Source organism: Streptomyces sp. NPDC023527 (assembly GCF_055560115.1).
This window is the reverse complement of sequence record NZ_JBVHJJ010000010.1, coordinates 169,637-192,041: the sequence shown is the minus strand read 5'-3', so window position 1 is coordinate 192,041 and position 22,405 is coordinate 169,637. Positions and strand designations below refer to the sequence as shown.

At 74.8% G+C, this 22,405-nt stretch carries 23 protein-coding genes; 15 read left to right on the top strand and 8 right to left on the bottom strand.

The window, feature by feature from the left end; translation table 11 throughout:
* Nucleotides 1–35 precede the first annotated feature (35 nt).
* From ACZ303_RS21100 to ACZ303_RS21085, 4 genes are read left to right on the top strand one after another with little or no spacing between them, the layout of a single operon-like run.
* Nucleotides 36–797, top strand: a complete 762-nt coding sequence (locus tag ACZ303_RS21100; RefSeq protein ID WP_467341145.1) for an enoyl-CoA hydratase family protein — start codon at nt 36–38, stop codon at nt 795–797.
* Complete coding sequence (locus ACZ303_RS21095; RefSeq protein ID WP_467341143.1) at nt 794–1,735, top strand: CoA transferase subunit A; 942 nt, start codon at nt 794–796, stop codon at nt 1,733–1,735. The genes ACZ303_RS21100 and ACZ303_RS21095 overlap by 4 nt, the downstream gene beginning before the upstream one ends.
* On the top strand, nt 1,732–2,487 hold the full coding sequence (locus tag ACZ303_RS21090; RefSeq protein WP_467341142.1) for a CoA-transferase subunit beta: 756 nt from the start codon (nt 1,732–1,734) through the stop codon (nt 2,485–2,487). Before ACZ303_RS21095 ends, ACZ303_RS21090 begins: the two co-directional genes overlap by 4 nt.
* Complete coding sequence (locus ACZ303_RS21085; protein ID WP_467341140.1) at nt 2,484–3,530, top strand: NAD(P)H-dependent flavin oxidoreductase; 1,047 nt, start codon at nt 2,484–2,486, stop codon at nt 3,528–3,530. The genes ACZ303_RS21090 and ACZ303_RS21085 overlap by 4 nt, the downstream gene beginning before the upstream one ends.
* A 39-nt stretch (nt 3,531–3,569) precedes the next feature.
* Here the strand turns inward: ACZ303_RS21085 and ACZ303_RS21080 are convergent, their stop codons facing one another.
* Genes ACZ303_RS21080 through ACZ303_RS21070 form a run of 3 tightly spaced genes read right to left on the bottom strand, consistent with a single transcriptional unit; the run spans nt 3,570 to nt 6,217 of the window.
* Complete coding sequence (locus ACZ303_RS21080; protein WP_467341138.1) at nt 3,570–4,727, bottom strand: acetyl-CoA C-acetyltransferase; 1,158 nt, start codon at nt 4,725–4,727, stop codon at nt 3,570–3,572.
* An 18-nt stretch (nt 4,728–4,745) separates the two neighbouring features.
* Nucleotides 4,746–5,384 carry a TetR/AcrR family transcriptional regulator gene (locus ACZ303_RS21075; RefSeq protein ID WP_467341136.1) on the bottom strand — a complete coding sequence of 213 codons (639 nt, stop codon included), beginning with the start codon at nt 5,382–5,384 and terminating at the stop codon, nt 4,746–4,748.
* A gap of 14 nt (nt 5,385–5,398) precedes the next feature.
* Entirely contained in the window at nt 5,399–6,217 is an 819-nt protein-coding gene (locus ACZ303_RS21070; protein ID WP_467341134.1) for an SDR family oxidoreductase, read from the bottom strand.
* 43 nt (nt 6,218–6,260) lie between these two features.
* Here ACZ303_RS21070 and ACZ303_RS21065 point away from each other — a divergent pair, with 43 nt between their 5' ends.
* From ACZ303_RS21065 to ACZ303_RS21040, 6 genes are all read left to right on the top strand, one after another.
* Nucleotides 6,261–7,130: an enoyl-CoA hydratase gene (locus ACZ303_RS21065; protein ID WP_467341132.1), complete on the top strand. Its 870-nt coding sequence runs from the start codon at nt 6,261–6,263 to the stop codon at nt 7,128–7,130.
* Complete coding sequence (locus tag ACZ303_RS21060; RefSeq protein ID WP_467341130.1) at nt 7,130–8,305, top strand: acyl-CoA dehydrogenase family protein; 1,176 nt, start codon at nt 7,130–7,132, stop codon at nt 8,303–8,305. The genes ACZ303_RS21065 and ACZ303_RS21060 overlap by 1 nt, the downstream gene beginning before the upstream one ends.
* Nucleotides 8,302–9,369: an acyl-CoA dehydrogenase family protein gene (locus ACZ303_RS21055; RefSeq protein WP_467341128.1), complete on the top strand. Its 1,068-nt coding sequence runs from the start codon at nt 8,302–8,304 to the stop codon at nt 9,367–9,369. Before ACZ303_RS21060 ends, ACZ303_RS21055 begins: the two co-directional genes overlap by 4 nt.
* Nucleotides 9,370–9,391: 22 nt before the next feature.
* Nucleotides 9,392–11,020 (top strand): FUSC family protein, encoded by a 1,629-nt coding sequence (locus ACZ303_RS21050; RefSeq protein ID WP_467341126.1) that lies wholly within the window; start codon nt 9,392–9,394, stop codon nt 11,018–11,020.
* A gap of 50 nt (nt 11,021–11,070) precedes the next feature.
* Nucleotides 11,071–11,577, top strand: coding sequence for a MarR family winged helix-turn-helix transcriptional regulator (locus ACZ303_RS21045; RefSeq protein ID WP_467341124.1), 507 nt, complete (start codon nt 11,071–11,073; stop codon nt 11,575–11,577).
* 129 nt (nt 11,578–11,706) lie between these two features.
* Nucleotides 11,707–12,459: a polysaccharide deacetylase family protein gene (locus ACZ303_RS21040; RefSeq protein WP_467341122.1), complete on the top strand. Its 753-nt coding sequence runs from the start codon at nt 11,707–11,709 to the stop codon at nt 12,457–12,459.
* 22 nt (nt 12,460–12,481) lie between these two features.
* Here the strand turns inward: ACZ303_RS21040 and ACZ303_RS21035 are convergent, their stop codons facing one another.
* From ACZ303_RS21035 to ACZ303_RS21020, 4 genes are all read right to left on the bottom strand, one after another.
* Nucleotides 12,482–13,027: a hypothetical protein gene (locus ACZ303_RS21035; protein WP_467341120.1), complete on the bottom strand. Its 546-nt coding sequence runs from the start codon at nt 13,025–13,027 to the stop codon at nt 12,482–12,484.
* On the bottom strand, nt 13,024–14,508 hold the full coding sequence (locus tag ACZ303_RS21030) for an ATP-binding protein (RefSeq protein WP_467341118.1): 1,485 nt from the start codon (nt 14,506–14,508) through the stop codon (nt 13,024–13,026). Before ACZ303_RS21030 ends, ACZ303_RS21035 begins: the two co-directional genes overlap by 4 nt.
* Nucleotides 14,505–15,203, bottom strand: a complete 699-nt coding sequence (locus ACZ303_RS21025) for a response regulator (RefSeq protein WP_467341116.1) — start codon at nt 15,201–15,203, stop codon at nt 14,505–14,507. Before ACZ303_RS21025 ends, ACZ303_RS21030 begins: the two co-directional genes overlap by 4 nt.
* A 91-nt stretch (nt 15,204–15,294) precedes the next feature.
* On the bottom strand, nt 15,295–16,344 hold the full coding sequence (locus ACZ303_RS21020; protein ID WP_467341114.1) for a glycosyl hydrolase family 18 protein: 1,050 nt from the start codon (nt 16,342–16,344) through the stop codon (nt 15,295–15,297).
* Between the two features lie 116 nt (nt 16,345–16,460).
* Here ACZ303_RS21020 and ACZ303_RS21015 point away from each other — a divergent pair, with 116 nt between their 5' ends.
* From ACZ303_RS21015 to ACZ303_RS21000, 4 genes are all read left to right on the top strand, one after another.
* On the top strand, nt 16,461–18,104 hold the full coding sequence (locus ACZ303_RS21015; RefSeq protein WP_467341112.1) for an acyl-CoA dehydrogenase family protein: 1,644 nt from the start codon (nt 16,461–16,463) through the stop codon (nt 18,102–18,104).
* Entirely contained in the window at nt 18,101–18,871 is a 771-nt protein-coding gene (locus ACZ303_RS21010) for a crotonase/enoyl-CoA hydratase family protein (RefSeq protein WP_467341110.1), read from the top strand. Before ACZ303_RS21015 ends, ACZ303_RS21010 begins: the two co-directional genes overlap by 4 nt.
* Nucleotides 18,872–19,023: 152 nt before the next feature.
* On the top strand, nt 19,024–19,749 hold the full coding sequence (locus ACZ303_RS21005) for a hypothetical protein (RefSeq protein WP_467341108.1): 726 nt from the start codon (nt 19,024–19,026) through the stop codon (nt 19,747–19,749).
* Nucleotides 19,750–19,787: 38 nt separating this feature from the next.
* On the top strand, nt 19,788–20,543 hold the full coding sequence (locus tag ACZ303_RS21000) for a bestrophin-like domain (protein WP_467341106.1): 756 nt from the start codon (nt 19,788–19,790) through the stop codon (nt 20,541–20,543).
* Here the strand turns inward: ACZ303_RS21000 and ACZ303_RS20995 are convergent.
* The gene (locus tag ACZ303_RS20995; RefSeq protein ID WP_467341105.1) at nt 20,521–21,822 is read right to left on the bottom strand and encodes a cytochrome P450; all 1,302 of its coding nucleotides are present in this window, start codon (nt 21,820–21,822) and stop codon (nt 20,521–20,523) included. The genes ACZ303_RS21000 and ACZ303_RS20995 overlap by 23 nt on opposite strands.
* 58 nt (nt 21,823–21,880) lie before the next feature.
* Here ACZ303_RS20995 and ACZ303_RS20990 point away from each other — a divergent pair, with 58 nt between their 5' ends.
* Complete coding sequence (locus ACZ303_RS20990) at nt 21,881–22,294, top strand: PaaI family thioesterase (protein WP_467341103.1); 414 nt, start codon at nt 21,881–21,883, stop codon at nt 22,292–22,294.
* Nucleotides 22,295–22,405 lie beyond the last annotated feature (111 nt).

Genomic DNA, 22,405 nt, shown 5'->3' with positions numbered 1-22,405 from the left:
AACAAACGTTTGGTGGAAAGGTAGCTGATCCACTGATGGGTGTCTCCACCTCCCGGCCCGAATCGGGCGTCGCCGTCGTCACCGTGGACTTCCCGCCCGTCAACGCCCTTCCCGTCGACGGGTGGTACGAGCTCGCCGGGGCCGTCCGCGCGGCGGGCGCCGATCCCGCCGTCCGCTGCGTGGTCCTGGCCGCCGCCGGGCGCGGCTTCAACGCGGGGGTCGACATCAAGGAGATCCGGCGCACGCCCGGCCACCGGGCCCTGATCGGCGCCAACGGCGGCTGCGCGGCGGCCTTCTCCGCCGTCTACGACTGCCAGGTGCCGGTCGTCGCCGCCGTGCACGGCTTCTGCCTGGGCGGCGGCGTGGGACTCGCCGGCAACGCCGACGCCGTCGTCGCCGCCGAGGACGCCGTCTTCGGCCTGCCGGAGCTGGACCGGGGCGCGCTCGGCGCCGCCACGCACCTGTCCCGGCTCGTGCCGCAGCACCTGATGCGCACCCTCTACTACACCTCGCGGACGATCGGCGCGCGGGAGCTGCACGGGCACGGTTCGGTCTGGCGGGTCGTACCAGCGGCGGAACTCCCCGCCGCGGCCCTGGCGTTGGCGCGTGAGATCGCCGCCAAGGACGGCTCGCTGCTGCGCCTGGCCAAGGCCGCGCTCAACGGCATCGACCCCGTCGACGTCCACCGCAGCTACCGCTACGAGCAGGGTTTCACCTTCGAGGCGAACCTCAGCGGAGTCGCCGACCACCTCCGTGCGGCGTTCACCGCCGGGGAGGACAGGAAGGAGCCGTCATGAGCCCCGACAAGACGATGACCGCGGACGAGGCCGTGGCCCGCCTGGAGAGCGGCATGACCATCGGCATCGGCGGCTGGGGCTCCCGGCGCAAGCCGATGGCGCTCGTACGGGCCCTGCTGCGCTCGGACATCCGCGATCTGACGGTGGTGTCCTACGGCGGCCCGGACGTCGGCCTGCTGGCGGCGGCCGGGCGGATACGCAAGCTCGTCGCGGCCTTCACCACGCTCGACTCCATCCCCCTCGAACCGCACTTCCGGGCCGCCCGGCAGGAAGGGCGCCTGGAGCTGATGGAGCTGGACGAGGCGATGTTCATGTGGGGCCTGACGGCCGCCGCGCACCGCATGCCGTTCCTGCCGGTCCGCGCGGGCCTGGGCTCCGATGTGATGACGGCCGGCAGCGGGCTGCGCACGGTCACCTCGCCCTACGAGGACGGCGAGGAGTTCGTCGCCGTGCCCGCGCTCACGCTGGACGCGGCGCTGGTCCACCTCAACCGGGCGGACGCCCGGGGCAACGCCCAGTACCTGGGCCCGGACCCGTACTTCGACGACCTCTTCTGCGAGGCGGCGCGGGAGGCGTACGTCTCCTGCGAACGGGTGGTGGACACCGCCGAGTTCGCCGCTGGCGGTGGCCCGCAGACGCTGCTGGTGCAGCGGCACTGCGTCAGCGGTGTCGTGGAGGCGCCGGGCGGGGCGCACTTCACGTCCTGCCTGCCGGACTACGGGCGGGACGAGGCGTTCCAGGCCGCGTACGCGAAGGCGGCGGCCGATCCCGTGGCGTGGCGGGAGTTCACGGGACGGTTCCTGTCGGGGGACGAGGACGCGTACCGGGCCGCTGTCGCGGACTTCGGGGAGGGCGCGGCCTCCGGGCGACGGAAGCCGGTGATGCCCGCGCCTCGGGGCCGCGCGGCCGGAGAAGCGCGCGGGAAGGACACCGCGTGAGCGCCGCCGACCGGGCCGAGGTGTGCGTGGTGGCGTGTGCGGAGGCGTGGCGGGGCGACGGGGAGATCCTGGCGAGTCCGATGGGGTTGGTGCCGACGGCCGGTGCGCGGCTGGCGAAGCTGACGTTCTCGCCGGATCTGCTGCTCACGGACGGGGAGGCGTTGATCGTCGCCGATGTGCCGGCCCTGGGCGCGCGGGCCGGGGTGGCCGAGGGCTGGCTGCCGTTCCGCCGCCATCTGGCGCTGGCCGCCGGCGGCAAACGGCACGTGATGATGGGCGCGAGCCAGCTCGACCGGCACGGCAACCAGAACATCTCCCGCATCGGGGACCGGGAACAGCCCACCCGCCAGCTGCTCGGCGTGCGCGGCGCGCCCGTCAACACCCTCAATCACCCGACCAGTTACTGGATCCCCCGGCACTCCCCGCGCGTGCTGGTCGAGCGGGTCGACATGGTCTGCGGCGTCGGCTACGACCGCGCGGCGGCCGCCGGGCCGTCCGCGACGCGCTTCCACCGCATCGTGTGCGTCGTCACCGACCTGGCCGTCCTGGACTTCGAGACGCCCGACCGCACGATGCGGGTCCGCTCCCTGCACCCCGGTGTCACCGCCGAGGAGGTACGGGCGGCGACGGGCTTCCCGCTCGACGTGCCCGGTGACGTGCCGCGCACCCGCACCCCGACGGCCGAGGAGCTGCGGCTGATCCGGGACGTGATCGACCCGGGCGGGTTGCGCGGGCGGGAGGTACGGGCGTGAGGACGCCGCTGACCGAGCTGACCGGCGTCCGGCATCCCATCGTGCAGACCGGCATGGGCTGGGTGGCGGGGCCGCGCCTGGTCTCGGCGGTGGCGAACGCGGGCGCGCTGGGCATCCTGGGCTCGGCGACGATGACGCCCGAGCAACTCCGGTCGGCCGTGCGGGAGGTGCGGTCGCGCACGGACCGGCCGTTCGGGGTCAACCTGCGTGCGGACGCCGGGGACGCGGGCGCGCGCGTGGGCGTCATCGTCGAGGAGGGCGTCCGCGTCGCCTCGTTCGCGCTGGCGCCCTCGCGGGACCTGATCGCCCGGCTGAAGGACGCCGGTGTCGTCGTCATGCCGTCCGTCGGCGCGCGGCGCCACGCGGAGAAGGTCGCGGCGTGGGGCGCGGACGCGGTGGTGGTGCAGGGCGGCGAGGGCGGCGGGCACACGGGCGAGGTGGCGACGTCGGTGCTGGTGCCGCAGGTGGTGGACGCGGTGGACATCCCGGTCGTCGCGGCGGGCGGCTTCCACGACGGCCGCGGGCTGGTGGCCGCGCTGGCGTTCGGGGCCGCCGGGGTGGCGATGGGCACCCGGTTCCTGCTGACCGCCGACAGCACGGTGCCGGCGGCGGTGAAGGCCGTGTACCTCGCCGCGACGGTCAAGGACGTCACCGTCACCACGAAGGTCGACGGCCTGCCGCACCGGATGCTGCGGACCCCGTTCGTCGCGGGGCTGGAACGCTCGGGCCGCGCCACCACGCTCGTACGGGCCCTGCGGCACGCGGCGGCCTTTCGCGCGCTGTCGGGCCTGAGCCGGTCGGCCATGCTGCGGGACGGTCTGGCGATGCGGCACGGCCGCCGGATGACGTGGAGCCAGGTGCTGCTGGCCGCGAACACCCCGATGCTGCTGAAGGCGGCGATGGTGGACGGCCGCACGGACGGGGGCGTGCTGGCCGCGGGCCAGGTGGCCGGGCTCATCGACGACCTGCCGACGTGCGCGGAGCTGGTGGAGCGGGTCATGGACCAGGCGCGCGCGACGCTGGCCGGGCTGCCGGCGGTGTGAGGGGGCCGGAGCGCACGAGGGCGCCGCGCGCGATCGCGGTCAGAGCCGTTCGATGATGGTGACGTTGGCCTGCCCGCCGCCCTCGCACATGGTCTGGAGGCCGTAGCGGCCGCCGGTGCGTTCGAGTTCGTGGAGCAGGGTGGTGAGCAGCTTCGCGCCGGTCGCGCCGAGGGGGTGGCCCAGGGCGAGGGCGCCGCCGTTGACGTTGGTCCGCTCCGGGTCGGCGCCGGTCTCCTTCAGCCACGCCAGGACGACGGGGGCGAACGCCTCGTTGATCTCGACCAGGTCGATGTCGTCGATGGTCAGGCCGGTCCTCTCCAGGGCCCGGGCCGTGGCGGGGAGGGGGGCGGTGAGCATGCGGATGGGGTCGTCGCCGCGGACGGAGAGGTGGTGGACGCGGGCGCGCGGGGTCAGTCCGTGGTCGCGCAGGGCGCGCTCGCTCGCCAGGAGCAGGGCCGCCGCGCCGTCGGAGATCTGCGAGGAGAGCGCCGCGGTGATCCGTCCGCCGTGCAGGAGGGGCGTGAGCGCGGCCATCTTCTCCGCTGTGGTGTCCCGGCGGGGGCCCTCGTCGGCGGTCACCTCGCCGTAGGGGGCGAGTTCGCGGTCGAAGCGGCCCTCGTCGAGGGCGCGGACGGCCCGTCGGTGCGAGCGGAGCGCGAACTCCTCCATTTCGATGCGGGAGATGCCCCATTGCTCGGCGATCAGCTCGGCGCCGTGGAACTGGCTGACGGGCCGGTCGCCGTAGCGGGCCCGCCAGCCCGCCGAGCCGGCGTAGGGGCCTTCGGTGAGGCCGAGCGGCTCGGTGGCCTGCCGGGTGGCGTAGGCGATGGGAATCTGCGACATGTTCTGCGTGCCGCCGGCGACGACGAGGTCCTGGGTGCCGGAGAGGATGCCCTGGGCGGCGAAGTGGACGGCCTGCTGTCCGGAGCCGCACTGCCGGTCGACGGTGACGCCGGGCACCTCCTCGGGCAGGCCGGCGGCCAGCCAGCTGGTGCGGGCGATGTCGCCGGCCTGCGGCCCGACCGTGTCGAGGCAGCCGAAGACCACGTCCTCGACGGCGGCCGGGTCGACGCCCGTACGCTCCATCAGGGCGCGCAGCACATGGGCGCCGAGGTCGGCGGGGTGGGCGGTGGCCAGTCCGCCGCCGCGCCGGCCGACGGGGGTGCGGACCGCTTCGACGATGTAGGCCTCGGCCATGGCTGCTGCTCCTCCGGGTCAGGTCCGGACGGCGATGCCGTCCAGGACCATCGACAGGTACTGGCGGGCGATCTCCTCGGGGCCGTGCTGTCCGTCCGGCCGGTACCAGGACGCGGCGACCCACACGGTGTCGCGGAGGAAGCGGTAGGTGAGCCGGACGTCGAGGTCGGCGCGGAAGGCCCCTTCGGCCACGCCGCGTTCGAGGGTGCCGAGCCACACCGTCTCGAACTTCCGCTGGGACGCGGCGAGATAGGCGAAGCGCGGCCGGTCGGTGAGGCGCCGGGACTCCTTCTGGTAGATGGCGACGGCGGGGCGGTGCCGGTCGATCTCGCGGAAGGACTCGGTGACGAGGGCCTCGATGGTCTCCCGGGCGCCGAGGCCCTCGGCGAGCACGGCGTCGTAGCCGGCCCAGAGCTCGTCGAGGAAGGTGGAGAGGATCTCGTCGAGCATCGACTCCTTGGAGTCGAAGTGGTAGTAGAGGCTGCCCGCGAGGAGCCCTGCCTCGTCGGCGATCCTCCGGACGGTGGTGGCGCTGTAGCCGTGCTCGGCGAACACCTCGGCGGCGGTCGCGAGGATCTCGCGGCGCCGGTCGGGTGCGGGCTGCTCGCCGGACTTCCTGCTGCTGGGCTGAGGGCGCGTCTTGCTGTTCGTCGGCACGCTCCCATTGTCGGTCACGCCCGCTGGCTGCTGACGGAGACCGTCTCCCCGGTCATGTACGAGGAGTAGCCGCTGGCGAGGAAGACGATGACGTTGGCGATCTCCCACGGTTCGGCGGGGCGGCCGAACGCCTCCCGGCCGGTGAGCTCGGCGAGCAGCTCGGGCGTGGTGACCTTCGCCAGGTGCGGGTGGACGGCCAGGCTCGGCGCGACGGCGTTGACCCGCACCCCGTAGGCGGCGGCCTCCACCGCCGCGCAGCGGGTGAGGGCCATGACTCCCGCCTTGGCGGCGGCGTAGTGGGCCTGGCCGCGCTGGGCGCGCCAGCCGAGGACGGAGGCGTTGTTGACGACGACCCCGCCCCGGCCGCCGGCCCGCAGGCGGCGCAGCGCGGCGCGGGTGCAGCGGAAGGTGCCGGTGAGGGTGGTGTCGAGGACGGTGTCCCACTGCTCGTCGGTCATGTCGACCAGTTCGGCGGTGCCGCCGAGTCCGGCGTTGTTGACGACGACGTCCAGCGCGCCGTGCCGTTCCTCGGCGAGCGCGAAGAGGGCGGCCACCTGTGCCTCGTCGGTGACGTCGCAGGTCAGTCCGGCGACCTGCCGGCCGCCGAACTCGTCGCTGAGCGCGGCGACGCACACCCGCAGGCGGCGGGCGTGGCTGTCGCCGAGGACGACGCGGGCGCCCTCTTCGAGGAACCGCCGCGCGGTGGCCCCGCCGATGCCGGTGCCCGCCGCGGCGGTGATCACGGCGGTGCGGCCGGTCAGCAGGTGATGAGCGGGGGGACAGGGCGGCGGGACCGGCCGGACAGCGGTGCGGGACTCCTCGACGCTGCTCATGGCCGTACGTTAACCTACCAAACACTTGTTAGGGAAGGATGTCATGTCCTCAGCGTCCCCTGCACCGCCCGCACCTCCGGCCCCGACGGTGCGTTACGAGCGCCACGGCCCGGTGGCCACGGTCACCATGAACCGGCCGGAGTACCGCAACGCCCAGAATTCCGCGATGACTTACGCCCTGGACGACGCCTTCTCGCGGGCGGCCGCCGACGACGAGGTGGCGGTCGTGGTCCTCGCCGGGGCGGGCGATCACTTCTCCGCCGGCCACGACATCGGCACCCCGCAGCGCGACGCCCACCTCCCCCACGCCCGCCGGGCGGGACTGTGGTGGGACCACTGCGGCAAGGAGGGCGCCGAGAGCCGCTTCGCGCGCGAGTCCGAGGTGTATCTGGGCATGTGCCGCCGCTGGCGGGAGCTGCCGAAACCGGTCATCGCGTCCGTCCAAGGAGCCTGCGTGGCGGGCGGGTTGATGCTGGCGTGGGTGTGCGATCTGATCGTGGCGAGCGAGGACGCGTTCTTCGCCGACCCGGTCGTACGGATGGGCATCCCCGGCGTCGAGTACTTCGCCCACCCGTGGGTGATGCCGCCGCGCGTCGCCAAGGAGTTCCTCTACACCGGCGACCGCATGAGCGCCCGGCGCGCCCACGAGCTGGGCATGGTCAACCGTGTGGTGCCGCGCGCCGAACTCGCCCTCCGCACGGGCGAACTGGCCGCCCGCGTCGCCGAGATGCCCCGCATGGGGCTGGCCCTGACCAAGCGCGCCGTCAACCAGGCCGAGGACCTCCAGGGCCTGCACAGCGGCCTGGACGCCGCCTTCGCGCTCCACCACCTCGCGCACGCGCACAACGCGGAGACCTCGGCGGATCCGCTCGGCGGCCTGGACGTCAAGGCCATGAAGGAGCGCGGCGCCTGATGGACCTGGACTTCACCGCCGAGGAGGACGCCTTCCGCGCCGAGGCCCGCGCGTGGCTCACCGCGCACGTGCCGCGCGTCCCCCCGCGCTCGCTGGAGACCCGCGAGGGCTTCGCCGAGCACCGGGCGTGGGAGCGGACGCTGTTCGCGCACCGCTGGTCCGCGGTCTCCTGGCCCGTCGCGTACGGGGGCCGGGGCCGCTCGCTCCTGGAGTGGCTGATCTTCGAGGAGGAGTACTACGCCGCCGGCGCGCCCGCCCGCGTCACCCAGAACGGCATCGGCCTGCTCGCCCCCACGCTGTTCGCGCACGGCACCGAGGAGCAGCGCGCCCGCCTGCTGCCGGCGATGGCGAGCGGCGGGACGGTCTGGGCACAGGCGTGGTCGGAGCCCGAGGCGGGTTCGGACCTCGCGTCGCTGCGGTCGCTCGCCGTGCCCACCGAGGGGGGCTGGCTGCTGCGCGGGCACAAGACGTGGTCCTCGCGGGCCGCGTTCGCCGACCGGGCCTTCGGACTGTTCCGCAGCCATGCCGACCCGGGCCGCCCGCCGCACCACGGCCTCACGTACGCGATGTTCCCGCTGGACGCGAAGGGGGTGACCGTGCGGCCCATCGGCCGCCTCGACGGCAGGCCGGCCTTCGCGGAGATCTTCCTCGACGACGTCTTCGTCCCGGACGCGGACGTGATCGGCGAGCCCGGCGGGGGGTGGCGCGTCGCGATGAGCACCGCGGGCGAGGAGCGCGGGCTGACCCTGCGCGGCCCCGGCCGCTTCCTGGCGGCCGCCGGTCGGCTCGTCGCCCTGTGGCGGGCGACGGCGGACCCGGCCGACACGGCGCTGCGCGACCGGGTCGCCGACGTCGCGGCACGGGCCCGCGCGTATCAGCTGCACGCCTACGCCACCGCGGCGCGCGTGGCGGCCGGGGACCCGCTCGGCGCGGAGGCCAGCCTGAACAAGGTCTTCTGGTCCGAGCTGGACCTGGCGCTGCACGAGACGGCTCTGGACCTGCTGGGCCCGTACGGCGAACTGGCCGGCGCGGCGGACGACGCCCCGGCCGCGGGCGGCTGGGCCGACGGCTATGTCTTCGCCCTGGCCGGTCCCCTCTACGCGGGCACCAACGAGATCCAGCGCGATGTCATCGCCGAGCGCCTGCTCGGCCTGCCGAAGGGGCGGCGCGCGTGAGGTTCCTGCCGACCGCCGAGCAGCTCGCGTTCGGCCGTGTCCTCGACCGCATGCTGACCGCGGCCGACACGCCGTCCGCCGTACGGGCCTGGGCGCGCGGCGACCACGGTCCGGGGCTCGCCCTGTGGCGGCGGCTGGCGGAGGCGGGGGTCTTCGGGCTGGCGGTGCCGGAGGCGTACGGCGGGGCGGGGTCGCTGCCGGTGGAACTCGCCGTCGCCTGCGTCGAGGCGGGCCGCCACGCCGTGCCGGGCCCGCTGGCGGAGACGGCCGCCGTGGGCGCGCTGCTCTCCCGGCTGGCCGCGCACGGCGAGAGCGGACCGGCGGAGGAGTGGCTGCCGCGCGTGTGCGCCGGGGACGCGCGGGTCACGCTCGCCCTGCCGGGCGGTGGGCCGTACGCGCTGGACGCGGAGGTGTGCGAGGCGGTGTTCGTGGTGACGGGAGACGAGGAGGGCGCGGGGGGCCGGGGCGACGCCGGGACCGGAACGCGCGTACCGCCCCCGCACCGGCTGTTCCTCGCCACCGCCCACGGTCCCGTGCAGCCCTCGTTCGACCCGGCGCGGCGGCTCGCCCGGCCCCTCGGCGGCGAGGCGCTGCCGGTGGCCGGCCCCGCCGTCCGGGCCGCCGCCTCCCGCGCCGCGGACTGGGCGGCGTTCGCCGTCGCCGGGCAGGCGCTCGGGGTGGGGCTCGCGCTGCTGGAGCGGACGGTCGCGTACGTACGGCAGCGCACCCAGTTCGGCACGGCGATCGGTACGTTCCAGGCGGTCAAGCACCGGCTCGCGGACACGCTGACGGGCCTGGAGTTCGCCCGCCCGCTGCTCCACGGCGCCGCGGTCGCCCTCGCCGCGGACGCGCCGAGCGCCTCCGCGGAGGTCGCCGTGGCGAAGGCGGCGGCCTGCGACGCGGCGTACGCGGCGGCGCGTACGGCGCTGCAGCTGCACGGCGCGATCGGCTACACCGCGGAGTACGACCTGTCGCTGTGGATCGGCAAGGCGAGGGCGCTGCGAGCCGCGTGGGGCGGCCCGGCCGGCTGCCGGGCCCGCGCGCTGGAGTTATTTCGCGAGTAAAACACTTGCTAACGTATTTGCCATGCTCACCTCGCACCGCATCCGTCCGCTGCCCCTGCGCGGGCTGCTCCGGCTGAACCGGCCCGCCGACATCTGGCACAAGCCCGCCTTCAGCGCGGCAGCGGCGATGGCGGTGCCGGACGCCGCGCTGCTCGCCGCCGGACGTCTCGACCTCGCCCTCTACACCTCGGCGGGTGCCCTGTGCGCGCTCTACGGCCACGCCCTTCCGTACCCTGCGCGGCGCCGGGCGCTCGCCGGTGTGGTGCTCGGCATGGCCGCGAGCGTCGGCGTGGCGCTGACGGCCGCGTCCCTGACCGGTTCGGCCGCGGTGCTGGTGCTGGTCGCCGCGCTGCTGGCGGCGGCCCAGAAGACACTGTGCGACGCCTCCCGCATCGGTCCGCCGGGCGGCATCGTGCTCACCTTCGTCTCCTCCACCGCCTGCTTCGTCCCGCAGCGGATCGGCGACGTCCCCCTCCACCTGGGGCTCGTCCTGGCGTGCGGCACGGTGGCCTGGCTGATCTGCATGGCTCCCGGGCTCATGCGGCCGCACGGGCCGGAGCGGGTCCTCACCGCACGGGCCCTGGAGGCGGCCGCCCGGCTGCTGCGCGCGGACGCCGCCGAGGTGCCGCGCGCCCGGCACGCGACGGCCGTCGCGGCCCGCGCGGCCCGGCAGGCGCTCGACCGCGCGGACTCCGCTCCGCACGCGGAGCTGGAGCACCTGCTGGTGCGGGCCGAGTCGGCCCTGGCGGCGGACGGGACCGGCGGGCGCGACGCGGCGCTGTACGAGGCGTGGGCGCGCGACCTGCGCAAGGGGCGGCCGCTGCCGGAGAGCGGGGGCCCGGCGACAGCACGCCCCGGCGTATCGGGCCGGGCCCGTCGCCGTTTCTCCCGGCCCGCGCCCGGTTCGCCGCTGCTGCCGGTCGGGGTGCGGGTCGCGGCCGGGTGCGCGCTGGCGGGGTGGGCGGCGATGGCCTTGGGGGTGGGGCACCCGTACTGGGCCGTGGTGACGGCCGCTTCCGTCTTCCAGGCCAACACCGTGCTGTCCTGGCAGCGCGCGGTCCAGCGCACCCTCGGCAACCTCCTCGGTCTGCTGCTGTTCGCCGCGCTGCTGCCGGCGGTCCGGACCGGGCATGTCGCGATGGTGCTGCTCGCCATCGCGTTCCAGATCGGCGCCGAGGCGCTCATCGCCCGTAATTACTGGCTGGCGAGCGTGTGCGTCACCCCCATGGCGCTGCTGCTGACCGAGTTCGGCGGCAGCCACCCGGCCCGGGTGCTCATCGGCGACCGCTGGACCGACACGCTCGTCGGCGCGGCGGTGGGGCTGCTCGCGTGCCTGCTGGTGACCAACCGGCGCGCGGCGGACCGTATCGAGACCGCGCTGGGCCGGGTGTCCGAGGCGACGGCCGCGGCCATCGCCGCGCCGGCCCCGCACACCGCCCACGACGCGCGCGCGGCCCGCGACCGGCTCGCGGGCGCCCTGGTCGAGCTGCGCGAGGCCGCGGACGTCGCGGCCGGCGAGTGGTGGCAGCGCGCCCTGCCGGATGAGCGGGTCGCGGAGGCCGAGCTCGAGGGTCACCGGACGCTGGCCGCGCTCGTGGGCACGGTCGCCACGGGGGCGCGCGGCGAAACCGGCCTCCTGTCCGGAAGGTGACCGGCAGGCGGCAGAATCTATCCGGAACCCCCACGGGAAAGGAAGCCACCGTGACCGAGGACGTCGTCGCGCGCGTGCTGCGCCAGTGGCAGCAGGTCCACCCCGGACTCGACACCGCGCCGATGGCCGTGATCGGCCGGCTCAACCGCTGTGCGGCGCTGCTCCAGCAGGCGACGGACGCCCCGCTGGTGCGGGAGGGCCTGACCCGGGCGGAGTTCGACATCCTCGGCACCCTGCGGCGTACGGGCCGCGAGCTGACACCGGGGCAGATCGCCCGGGAGACCTTCGCCTCGGGCGCCGCGGTCACCAAGCGGCTGCGCGTCCTCGAAGCGCGCGGCCTGGTCGCCCGCCGCCCCGACGAACGCGACCGGCGCGTGGCCCACCTCTCCCTCACCGGGGCGGGCGACGAACTCATCGACCGGCTGGTCCCCCATCAGCTCGACTACGAGAGCGCGCTCCTGGAGGGACTGGACGCGGACCGCCGGGCGCAGCTCGCGGACACCCTCGCCGAGCTGCTCGTCCTCCTGGAGGGACGCCTCGGCGGCCTCCAGCCCTGAAGGCGCCGGGGCCATGCGTGACCCCCCTGTGCCCGATCGATGATGAATCCGTAACAGACGCACCCTTTCCCCTCCCTCGTTCCCTCTTCTCCTGTGATAGCCACACCGACAGGGAGGGAACGAGAAGCCATGGCGCTGCCGAGGAAGCACAGGAACCGGATCGCGGCGACGGCGGCGGTCCTCGCCATAGCCGCCGGCACGCTCGCCGTCGCCGGCCACGACCGGAGGTCCGGCGGGAACGACCCGCGGGTGGCGGACCGGCCCACCACGGCCGCGGGCGTCAGCCAGGAGATCGGGCGCGTCTCGGAGGACCCCGGGAAGACCGTCAACCTCACCATCGACGACGGCCCGGACCCCGCCTGGACGCCTAAGGTCCTCGCGCTGCTGGAGCGTTACGGCGCCAAGGCGACGTTCTGCATGATCGGCCCGAACGCGCGGAACCACCCGGACCTGGTGAAGAAGGTGGTCGCCGCCGGGCACCGGCTGTGCGACCACTCCATGACGCACGACACGACGATGGACAAGAAGCCGGTCGCGTACCAGTCGAAGGAGATCCTGGACGCGAAGAAGCTGATCGAGGAGGCGGCGGGCGGCGCGCCCGTCCAGTACTACCGGGCGCCGGGCGGGGCGTTCACCCCCGACAGCCGGCGGATCGCCGCGGAGAACGGGATGCGCCCGCTCGGCTGGAACGTCGACACCAAGGACTTCGAGCACCCCGGCGTCGACAAGATCCTCGACACCGTCAAGCGCCAGCTGGACAAGGGGCCGACCGTCCTGATGCACGACGGCGGCGGCTCGCGCGCGCAGACCGTCGAGGCGCTCGGCCGGCTGCTGCCGTGGCTGAAGCAGGAGGGCTACGCCTTCAGCTTCCCCAAGATCTGATCCCCCCGGGGCCGGGCGGCCGTCACCGGCCGCCGCCCAGCGGGGTGGGGAGCTTCTCCGCCGGGAAGGCGTTGTTGCTGTCGCAGACCAGGTCCGAGATGACGACACCGCCGCCGCTGAGCTCGACCTTCACATCGTGGACGGGGCGCCCCTTGGGCGCCTCGTTGTCCGCCGCCGTGCACACGAACTGGCTCCGGGCGACGGGCGTCAGCCGCAGGACGTTGAACGGCATCTGGACACTGACCCGCAGCGTGCCGGTGGTGACGTGGACCTTGTCCGTACTCATCTTCGGCACCTCGGAGTACAGGCCCCGGATCCGCTCCGCTTCCCCGGGCCCGTCGAGCAGCAGCGCGATCGCGTCCTCGGCGCCGAGCTTGGCCTTGGCGCTGCGGGGGATCGGCTTCACGCCGGTCGGCGACATGAAGTAGAGCCTGACGTCGTCGATGGCGCCCTGCCGCTTGGCACCGTTGGCCGGCTGCCCCACGTCGATGACGCCGGTGGTGGTGACGCCGCAGCCCGCGAGCGTGGTGAGCAGCGCGGCGGCCAGGGCGGTGCGTCGTGCCTTCACGCGCTCTCGCCCCCGCCCTGCCGCAGCGGCAGGTCCACGGTGAACACCGCGCCTCCTCCGGGTCGGTTGGCGGCCCGTACGGTCCCGTCGTGCAGGCGTACGTTCTCCAGGGTGATGGCGAGGCCCAGACCGCTGCCCTCGGAGCGGGCCCGGGCGGAGTCCGCCTTGAAGAACCGGTCGAAGACGTGCGGCAGCACCTCGGGGTCGATGCCCTCGCCCCGGTCCGCGATCTCGATCAGCAGTCGCCGCCCGTCGTCGTCCCGCGCGGCCCGGACCGTGACGTCCACCGGTTCGCCGCCGTGCTTGAGGGCGTTGCCGACGAGGTTGGCGACCACGACGTCGATGCGGCGCGGGTCCAGCCGGGCGCGTACGCCGTCGGGCAGGTCGGCGGTCACCTTGTCCTGCCAGCCGCGCGCCTGGAGGGTCTTGCGCACGGTCTCGGAGACGTCGACCTCGTCCAGGTGGAGGGCGGCGGCGCCCGCGTCGAAGCGGGAGACCTCCATCAGGTCCTCGACCATGCGGGCGAGCTTCCCGGTCTCCTCGCTGATGAGGCGGACCGCGTGGGCGGTGTCGGGGTCGAGGGTGCCGGCGTCCTCGTCGAGGACGTCGACGACGGCGGTCATCGCGGCGAGCGGGGTGCGCAGCTCGTGCGAGACGTCGGCGGCGAAGCGCCGGGAGTTGGCCTCCATGCGGCGCAGTTCGGCGACGTTCTCCTCCAGCGCCTCGGCCATGTCGTTGAAGGTGCGGGAGAGGTCGGCGAGCTCGTCGCGGCCGGTGACCTTCAGCCGGGTGTCGAGCTCACCGGCGGCGATCTTCCGGGAGGCGCGCCGCAGCTCGCGCACGGGGCGCAGCACGCCGCGCGCGGCGATCAGGGCGGGCACGGCGGCCAGGGCCACGGCGGGGACGGCGCCGCGCTGCGCGGCCTCGACCAGGGACCGGACGTTGGCCTCGTCCTCGCGGAGCGGCAGCTGCGCGTAGACCTCCAGACCGGAGGGCTGCCCGGTGTCGGCGTAGGTGACGGGCAGCCCGATGGCGAGCCAGGGGTTGCCGTCGATGTCCATGCGCTGGAACGCCGCGATGCCCGCGCGGACCTTCTTCTGCAGCCCCTTCGGGATGGCCATCCGCGCGTCGGCGGCGGGGACCATCGGCCCGTCCGCGTAGCGGACGTGGATGATCCAGTGCTGGGCCTCCCCGGCCCGGGTGAGCCCGTGCGTGAGCTCCGTCAGCTTCTGCTGGGTGGGCGGCAGGGTGTAGTCGGGGACCTGCGAGTTGACCTGCGAGCGCAGGGCCTGCACCGCCGTGTCCTGGGTGCGCTTGAGGATCGCGGTGCGGGCCTCGCGGAAGGTCAGCGCCGCCGTGATGAGCGCGCTGAGCGCGGCGACGAGCAGGAACGCGACGACGAGCCGGGCGCGCAGGCCGCCCGCGAGCGCCCTCGGGGAGGGGCGCCGCAGGGTGAGGCGGGGCGGCGCGGGACGCTTCACAGGGGCCCGAACCGGTAGCCGAAGCCGCGCACGGTCTGGATGTACTTCGGGGAGCGCGTGGCGTCCTCGACCTTGGTCCGCAGCCGCATCACACAGGCGTCGACCAGGCGGGCGTCACCGTGGTAGCTGTGCTCCCACACGTGCTCCAGGAGCTGCTGGCGGCTGAAGACCTGGCCGGGCGTCGAGGACAGGTAGAGCAGCAGCTTCATCTCGGAGGGGGCCAGGGCCAGGTCCTGGCCGTGCTTGGCCACGAGCAGTCCGGCCCGGTCGATGGTGAGGTCGCCGTGGGTCTCCACGGGCTGGGTGACGGCCGGGTCCGGGCCGCCGCCCGTGGCGACCGCGCGGCGCAGCACGGCGCGGATGCGGGCCTCCAGGACCTCGCCGCGGGCGGGCTTGACGATGTAGTCGTCGGCGCCGGCCTCCAGGCCGAGGACGACGTCGATGTCGTCGCCGCGCGCGGTGAGCATGATGATCGGGATCTGCTGGGTGGCGCGGATGCGGCGGCAGACCTCGAAGCCGCTCTTGTCGGGCAGCATCAGGTCGAGCAGGACCAGGTCGGGCCGGAAGACGTCCAGGGCCGCGAGACCGGCCTCGCCGGTCGCCGCGCCCTCGACGTCGTGGCCGCGGCGGCGCAGGGTGAGGGTGACTCCTTCCCGCACGGCCCGGTCGTCCTCGATCAACAGCACCCGTGACATGCGGACAGTATCGTTCCCATCAGCACACTTGTGCGCCTCAGGGGCCTCGGGCGGGCGAACTGTCACCGACTGCTCATATTCCTCCGCGCTCTCACCGGGCCGGTGCGGCGCCGCCCGCGAGGACGGGCCACAGCTCGGGCTCCTCGAAGTCCAGCGCCCACAGCGCGGTCCCCTCCACGCCGTACTTCCGCAGGACGGGCAGGTGTGCCGCGATGCCCCGGGCGTCCTGGTACCAGACCTCGCGCCGCCGGCCGTCCTCGGTGTAGGAGAAGTGCGGGGTCCCCGAGCCCGGGTCCAGGGCGTAGGGCGCGCCGACGCGGCGGCGCAGCGCCTCGGCCTCCCGGGCGGTGCGGTGGGTGGCGCGGGCGGGGTCGCCCACCCGGTGGTCCCAGCCGTAGGCCGGGATTCCCATCTCGATCTTGTGTGCCGGTACCCGCGCGGTGGCGTAGGCGAGGATCTCGTCGTACCAGCCGGGGGTGGACAGCGGGCCGGGTTCCTCCAGGGCGTCGTGGAGGTTGTAGCCCATGATCCGCAGCCGGTCGAGGGTGCGGCCCAGGTGCGCGTAGTCGTAGACCGGCCCCTCGTCGTGGTCGCGGGCGGCGGTGCGGGGGAAGACGGCGGCCGCGCACTCCTTCCGCAGGGCGTGCAGGCGGTCGCACACCTCGGTGGTCAGGGCGTTGAAGCCGGTGCGGAGGCGCTCGACGAGCTCCGGGGCCGCGCCGGACTCGTTCATCCGCTCGTAGTCGAGGTCGAGCCCGTCGTACGGGCCGCCGGCCACGAGCCGCACCAGGGTATCGACGTGGGTGGCGCGGCTCTTCGCGTCGCCCATGAGCCGGGCCATCCCGGCGGCGTCGAGGCTCTCGGTGACGGTCGGCACGACCTTCACACCCGCCGCGCGCAGCCCGTCGATCACCGTCCGGTCGCCGGCGCCCTCGTGCGCGGTGACGCTGTCGGCGGCGGTGGCCTCGTACCAGAACGGGCTGACGGTGTGCAGCTGGTCGGCGTGGGCGAGCGCGTCGCGGTAGGCGCCGGGTTCCCAGTAGGGCAGCCAGGCGGAGACGGTCCGCGGGGGCGGTGCGGCGGCCGGGGCCGGTGTCGCGGTGAGGACGAGCAGCAGGGTGAGGGCGGCGGCGCGGAGCATGGGGCCAGCGTCGTACGCGGCGGCGGGCGCTGCGACCGCGGTGGCCCGCCCGGGGGTCGCGCGGATACCCGACCGGACTCTGGATCTCCGGGCTACCGGGCGGTTACATAGGTGGCATGACCACCCACGAAGTGTTCAACCAGGTACCGCTCCTGGCCGATTTCACCACCGCCGACGACCCCGCGCTGCTGGAGGCCCTGCGCCGGGACGGCGGCGCCTGGGGTGAGGCGCAGGTCCGCGCCCTGGGGATGCGGGCCGGGTCGGAGGAGGTGCAGGACTGGGCGCGGATGGCCGAGGCGCACCCGCCGGTGCTGCGCACCCACGACCGCTACGGCCATCGCGTCGACGAGGTGGAGTTCCACCCGGCGTGGCACCAGCTGATGGCCGCCGCGGTCGGCAGCGGCCAGCACGCCGCGCCCTGGGTCGAGGCCCGTCCCGGCGCCCACCTGGTGCGGGCGGCGAAGTTCTACGTCTGGGCGCAGGCCGAGCCGGGCCACGGCTGCCCCGTCTCCATGACGTACGCCGCCGTCCCGGCGCTGCGCGCCCAGCCCGAGCTGGCCGCCGTCTACGAGCCGCTGCTGGCGTCGCGCACGTACGACTACGGGCTGCGGCCCCCGCTGGACAAGCGGGGGCTGATCGCCGGGATGTCGATGACGGAGAAGCAGGGCGGCTCGGACGTCCGCGCCAATACGACGGCGGCCGCGCCGGCGGGCGACGGCTCGTATGTGATCACCGGGCACAAGTGGTTCACGTCGGCGCCGATGAGCGACGTCTTCCTGGTGCTCGCGCAGGCGGAGGAGGGCCTGACCTGCTTCCTCATGCCGCGCGTCCTTCCCGACGGCACCCGCAACGCCATGCGGCTGCAGCGCCTGAAGGACAAGCTCGGCAACCGCTCCAACGCCTCGGCGGAGATCGAGTACGAGGGGGCCGCGGCCTGGCCGGTCGGTGAGCTCGGGCGCGGGGTGCGCACGATCGTCGAGATGGTCAACATGACCCGCCTCGACTGCGTCATCGGCTCGGCGGCCGGGATGCGGGCGGGGCTGCGGCAGGCGCTGCACCACGCCACGTACCGGCGGGCGTTCGGCGCCGAGCTGATCGACCAGCCGCTGATGCGCAACGTCCTGGCGGACCTCGCCGTGGAGTCCGAGGCCGCGACCGTGCTGGCGATGCGGCTGGCGGCGGCGCTGGACCGGTCCGAGGCGGGGGACGCGGCGGAGGGGGCGCTGCGGCGGCTCGCGCTGGCCGCCGGCAAGTACTGGGTGTGCAAGCGCGGCAGCACGCACGCCGCCGAGGCGCTGGAGTGCCTGGGCGGCAACGGCTACGTCGAGGAGTCGGGCATGCCCCGGCTCTACCGGGAGGCGCCGCTGCTGTCGATCTGGGAGGGCTCCGGCAATGTCGCGGCGCTGGACGTGCTGCGCGCCATGACCCGGGAACCGGCCGCCCTGGACGCCTACTTCGCCGAGGTCGACGCGGCGGCGGGCGCGGACCCCCGGCTCGACGCGGCCGCCGCCGGCCTGCGCGACCTCCTCGGCACGCTCTCCGACCCGGGGCGGGCGCAGCTCCTCGCCCGCCGCGTCGCCGAGCGGCTCACGCTCGTCCTCCAGGGCAGTCTGCTCGTCCGCTACGGCGACCCGGCCGTCGCGGACGCCTTCTGCGCCTCGCGGCTGGACGCGGACTGGGGCAACGCCTTCGGCACCCTGCCGACGGGCGCCGATCTCGGGGCGATCCTGGAGCGGGCGCTGGCCAAGGACGCGCGGTGACGGCGGCGGTCCGCACGGAGCGCTCCGGTCCGGTCACCACCGTCGTCCTCTCCCGGCCGGCCGCCCGCAACGCCGTGGACGGGCCGACGGCCGCCGCGCTGGCCGACGCCTTCCGGGAGTTCGAGGCCGACGAGGCGGCGCGGGTGGCGGTGCTGTGGGGCGAGGGCGGCACGTTCTGCGCGGGCGCCGACCTGAAGGCGTTCGGCACCGCCGACGGCAACCGGGTCGCGCCCGACGGCGACGGCCCGATGGGCCCCACCCGGCTGCGCCTGTCGAAGCCGGTCGTCGCGGCGGTCAGCGGCCACGCGGTTGCGGGCGGACTGGAGTTGGCGCTCTGGTGCGATCTGCGGGTGGTGGAGGAGGACGCGGTCCTCGGGGTCTTCTGCCGCCGCTGGGGCGTGCCGCTGATCGACGGCGGTACGGTCCGGCTGCCCCGGCTGATCGGGGCGAGCCGCGCCATGGACCTGATCCTGACCGGCCGCCCGGTGGCGGCACAGGAGGCGTACGCGATCGGGCTCGCCAACCGCCTGGTGCCGCGCGGCCGGGCGCGCCGGGCGGCGGAGGAGCTGGCGGCGGAGATCGCCCGCTTCCCCCAGGACTGCCTGCGCGGCGACCGCGCCTCCCTCCTGGACCAGGAGGGGGCGCCGGAGGAACGGGCCATGGCCGGTGAACTCGCCTACGGTCTGGCCTCCTTGCCCGGGGCGGCCGCCGGTGCGGCCCGCTTCACGGCGGGGGCGGGGCGGCACGGGGACTTCTCGGAGCTGTGAGCGGCCGATCGGCCGCCGCCCTCCCGACTCCCGCCCGCTATAGCCCAGTTGCCCGATAGATTCCGCACAGAACCGGCACACTTTTCATCCGTTCGCAGGGATTACGGCCCAGGCGCGACTTCTCCGCGTGCGAGGCCACCAAGATCTGCGTCGTGAGTGCATGGGTGCGCGCCGGGCGGGCGGGGATGGTGGCCTTCGTGGCCGTGCTGGCGACAGCGGGGGCCGCACCGGCTCCGGGTGACGACGGCCCGGGAGAGGTCCGCCTCACCGGCGCCCCGACCGCCGAGGGCCCCGGTGGTCTGATCGCCACGGTCGGCAGGGTCGCGCTCGGGACGCCGCCGAACCGTTCCGCCAAGGACGGGCCCTCGGTCGTCTTCGGCCCCCGCGGCGGCATGACGGTCGACGCCGGCGACGGCGCGGCCGTGGTGATCGGCGGCGGCCCGGGGTGCCGGACGGTCAGCGCCCGCGCCGGCAGCGGTGCGGCCGTCGTCATCGGCTGCCCCGGGGCACCGCGCCCACCGGCCGCACGCCCCGCACCGCCCGCACCGCCCGCACCGCCCGCACCGGCGCGGCCCGCACCGCCCCGGCCGCCCGAGCCCGCACCGCCCCCGCCGCCCGAGCCCGTCCGGTCGCCGGCGCCCGAGCCCGTACGCCCGCGCGCCCTCGCAGCTCCCGCGCCTCCGGCTCCGCGGCCCAGGGCCACCCCCGCGGCGGCGCCGGTCCGGCACGTCGCGCCGCGCGCCTACCACCAGTCGATGCCCCGGCCGCCCCAGGGCGGCGCGTCGCTGGTCACCCTCACCCTCGTGATCACCGCCCCGGCCGTGCTCTCCGCCGCCCTGCTGCGCCCGCGCGGTGGCGGCGGCGGACGACGCGGCTGATCCCCTCGCCCGCCCATCCTCATACCCGGAGGCCCCCCTTGTCCGAGTGGCTGGTCCTGACCATCGCGATGGCCGCCGCCTGCGTGGTCGTCCTGTCCATCACCGTGCTGCGGGAGCGCAGGCGCGGCGCGGACGTCGACCCGAGCGAGACACCCGATGTGATCGAGTACATGACGATGATGGTGGGGGTCGTCTACGCCATCGTGCTGGGCCTGGCCATCGCCGGCGTCTGGGAGGCGCGCAGCAGCGCCCAGTCCGAGGTCGTCGCGGAGGCCCAGGCGCTGCACGAGGTCAGCGAGCGGGTCCAGGTGTACGCGCCGGAGGCCCGCGGCCGCATCCGCGAGGACGTCGAGGCGTATGTGAGCCACGTGGTGCACAAGGAGTGGCCGGTGATGCTGGAGACCGGCAAGCTGACCGACGAAGGCGCGCGGCTGCTGGGCAAGGTGCGCGAGGACGTCACCTCCTACGAGCCGCGCGACGACCACGAGGGACAGTCGTACCAGCCGCTGATGGACCAGGTCGGCGCCATCGACGCCGCGCGCTCCGCCCGCGCGCAGAACGCGGAGGAGACCATGCCGGGCGTGGTGTGGTTCGGGCTGATCGCGGGGGCGCTGGTGGCGGTGGGGCTGATCTTCACCCTCCAGATCCGGCGGTCGCCGCGGGAGCTGCTGCTGGCGGGGATCTACAGCGCCCTGATCGCCTTCCTCCTCTTCCTCATCTGGGACTTCAACTCGCCCTTCGGCCACACCGTCGCCGACGCGACGGGCCCGTTCACCGATCTGTTCTCCATCTGACGGGCAGGTGCTTGAGCCCGTTCTGGAAGTTGGAGGCCAGCCGCACCGGTTCGCCCGCCCGCTCCAGGCCGGGCAGCCGCTCGACGGTGGCGCGCAGCATGGCCCGCGTCTGCACGCGCGCGAGGTGGGCGCCGAGGCAGAAGTGCGGGCCGAAGCCGAAGCTGACGTGGTCGTTGGGGGTGCGGGTGACGTCGAAGCGGTCGGGGTCGGGGAAGACGCGTTCGTCGCGGTTGGCGGAGGCGTGGTAGACGACGACCTTCTCGCCGCGCCGGATCCGCACCCCGGCGAGCTCGGTGTCGCGGGTGGCGGTGCGCCGGAAGTCCATGACGGGCGGCCAGTAGCGCAGCATCTCCTCCACGGCGGTGCCGGTCGTCTCCGGCCGGGTCCGGAAGAGTTCGTACTGCTCGGGGTGGTCGAGGAGGGTCAGCAGGCCGCCGGGGACGCCGTTGCGCAGCGTTTCGTTCCCGGCCACCGCGAAGAGGAAGAACATCGTCTCGAACTCCTCGCGGCTCAGGCCGCCTTCGCGCATGTGGGCCATCACGCTGCCGGGGCGCGGCTCGTCGGCCAGGGCGTGGGCGTAGGCGAACATGTCGGCCAGGGCCGCGCGCGAACGCGGGCTGATCATGGTGCCGTCGGGGCGGGCGAGCGTGGCCGGCCGGTGGGCGAGGGCGGCGCGGCCGATGGGGCTGAGCGCGGCCGCGTCGGCGGTGACGGAGCGCGCGAGGTCGGGGTCCTGGTAGCCGATGACCCGGTCGGACCAGTCGCGGAGCAGCCGCCGGTCGCGCTCCGGTACACCCATGACGTGGGCGAGGGTCCACACCGGCAGGTCCGCGGCGAGCTCCGCGAAGTCCGCCGCCCCCCGGTCGGCGACGGCGTCGAGGAGGGCGTGGGCGCGGGCCTCGACGACGGCCTCCAGTTCCCGCACGGCGCGCGGGGTGAAGGCCGACGCGACGATGCGGCGCAGCCGGGCGTGGGCGGGCGGGTCCTGGTTGAGCATCATGGTCCGGACGAACGCGAGGTCCTCGGCGCTGTCGGGGTCGGCGATCTGGGTGGCGCCCAGGTGCGAGGAGAAGAGCTCGGGGCTGCGCAGCACGTGTTTGACGTCGGCGTGCCGGAAGACGGCCCAGAATCCGGGGCCCGCGGGCCAGGGCCCGACGGCCGGTTCCCCGATCCGGCACACGGGGCTGCTGTTCCGTAACGCGCGGAAGCGGTCGTAGGGGACGCCGCGGGCGTAGGTCTCGGGGAGATAGACGTCGGCGGTCGCCTCGGACGGGGTCATCCTTCGGACCGTACGCCCTCCTCTGGCGTGGGCGTCAAGCCCTCGCCACAATGGCGGAGTGACCCTGAGTCCGGAAGAAGCGCAGAAGGTCCTCGCGGAGAACTTCGCGGCGTGGGTGCTGGAGCTCGGCCTGACCGTGGAGGAGACGGGCGAGCTGCACGCCGTCCTGCGATTACCGTGGTCGGCGCGGCTCGCGCGCGAAGGCGGGGCGATTTCCGGCCAGGCGCTGATGGCCGCGGCCGACACCGCCACCGTCCTCGCCGTGTCGTCCGCCCGGGGCGGTTACGGACCCATGACCACCGTCCAGCAGTCGACGACCTTCCAACGGGCCGTGAGCGGTACGGACGTGCTGGTCACGGCGCGGGTCACCAAGCTCGGGCGGCGCTTCGCGTTCACCGACGTCACGCTGACGGCACAGGGCTCGGACGGCCCGGCGGCGCACGCGAGCACCGTGTACGCGTTCCCCGGCTGACCCGGCCGACCCGGTCCGGCCGTGCGCGTCACGGCGGGCCCGGTGGCCGGATGGCACTCCACGCGCTCTTGAGGCGGCCGCTTCCCATGGTCTTGGCTGGGGTGGCGCGCC

Excerpts from the sequence above, each read along its gene's own strand:
- ACZ303_RS21025 (WP_467341116.1), bottom strand. The coding sequence starts at position 15,203 with ATGTCACGGGTGCTGTTGATCGAGGACGACCGGGCCGTGCGGGAAGGA.
- ACZ303_RS21050 (WP_467341126.1), top strand. The coding sequence starts at position 9,392 with ATGCTCACCTCGCACCGCATCCGTCCGCTGCCCCTGCGCGGGCTGCTC.
- ACZ303_RS21095 (WP_467341143.1), top strand. The coding sequence starts at position 794 with ATGAGCCCCGACAAGACGATGACCGCGGACGAGGCCGTGGCCCGCCTG.
- ACZ303_RS21080 (WP_467341138.1), bottom strand. The coding sequence starts at position 4,727 with ATGGCCGAGGCCTACATCGTCGAAGCGGTCCGCACCCCCGTCGGCCGG.
- ACZ303_RS21040 (WP_467341122.1), top strand. The coding sequence starts at position 11,707 with ATGGCGCTGCCGAGGAAGCACAGGAACCGGATCGCGGCGACGGCGGCG.
- ACZ303_RS21060 (WP_467341130.1), top strand. The coding sequence starts at position 7,130 with ATGGACCTGGACTTCACCGCCGAGGAGGACGCCTTCCGCGCCGAGGCC.
- ACZ303_RS21070 (WP_467341134.1), bottom strand. The coding sequence starts at position 6,217 with ATGAGCAGCGTCGAGGAGTCCCGCACCGCTGTCCGGCCGGTCCCGCCG.
- ACZ303_RS21020 (WP_467341114.1), bottom strand. The coding sequence starts at position 16,344 with ATGCTCCGCGCCGCCGCCCTCACCCTGCTGCTCGTCCTCACCGCGACA.
- ACZ303_RS21100 (WP_467341145.1), top strand. The coding sequence starts at position 36 with ATGGGTGTCTCCACCTCCCGGCCCGAATCGGGCGTCGCCGTCGTCACC.
- ACZ303_RS21065 (WP_467341132.1), top strand. The coding sequence starts at position 6,261 with ATGTCCTCAGCGTCCCCTGCACCGCCCGCACCTCCGGCCCCGACGGTG.
- ACZ303_RS21015 (WP_467341112.1), top strand. The coding sequence starts at position 16,461 with ATGACCACCCACGAAGTGTTCAACCAGGTACCGCTCCTGGCCGATTTC.
- ACZ303_RS20995 (WP_467341105.1), bottom strand. The coding sequence starts at position 21,822 with ATGACCCCGTCCGAGGCGACCGCCGACGTCTATCTCCCCGAGACCTAC.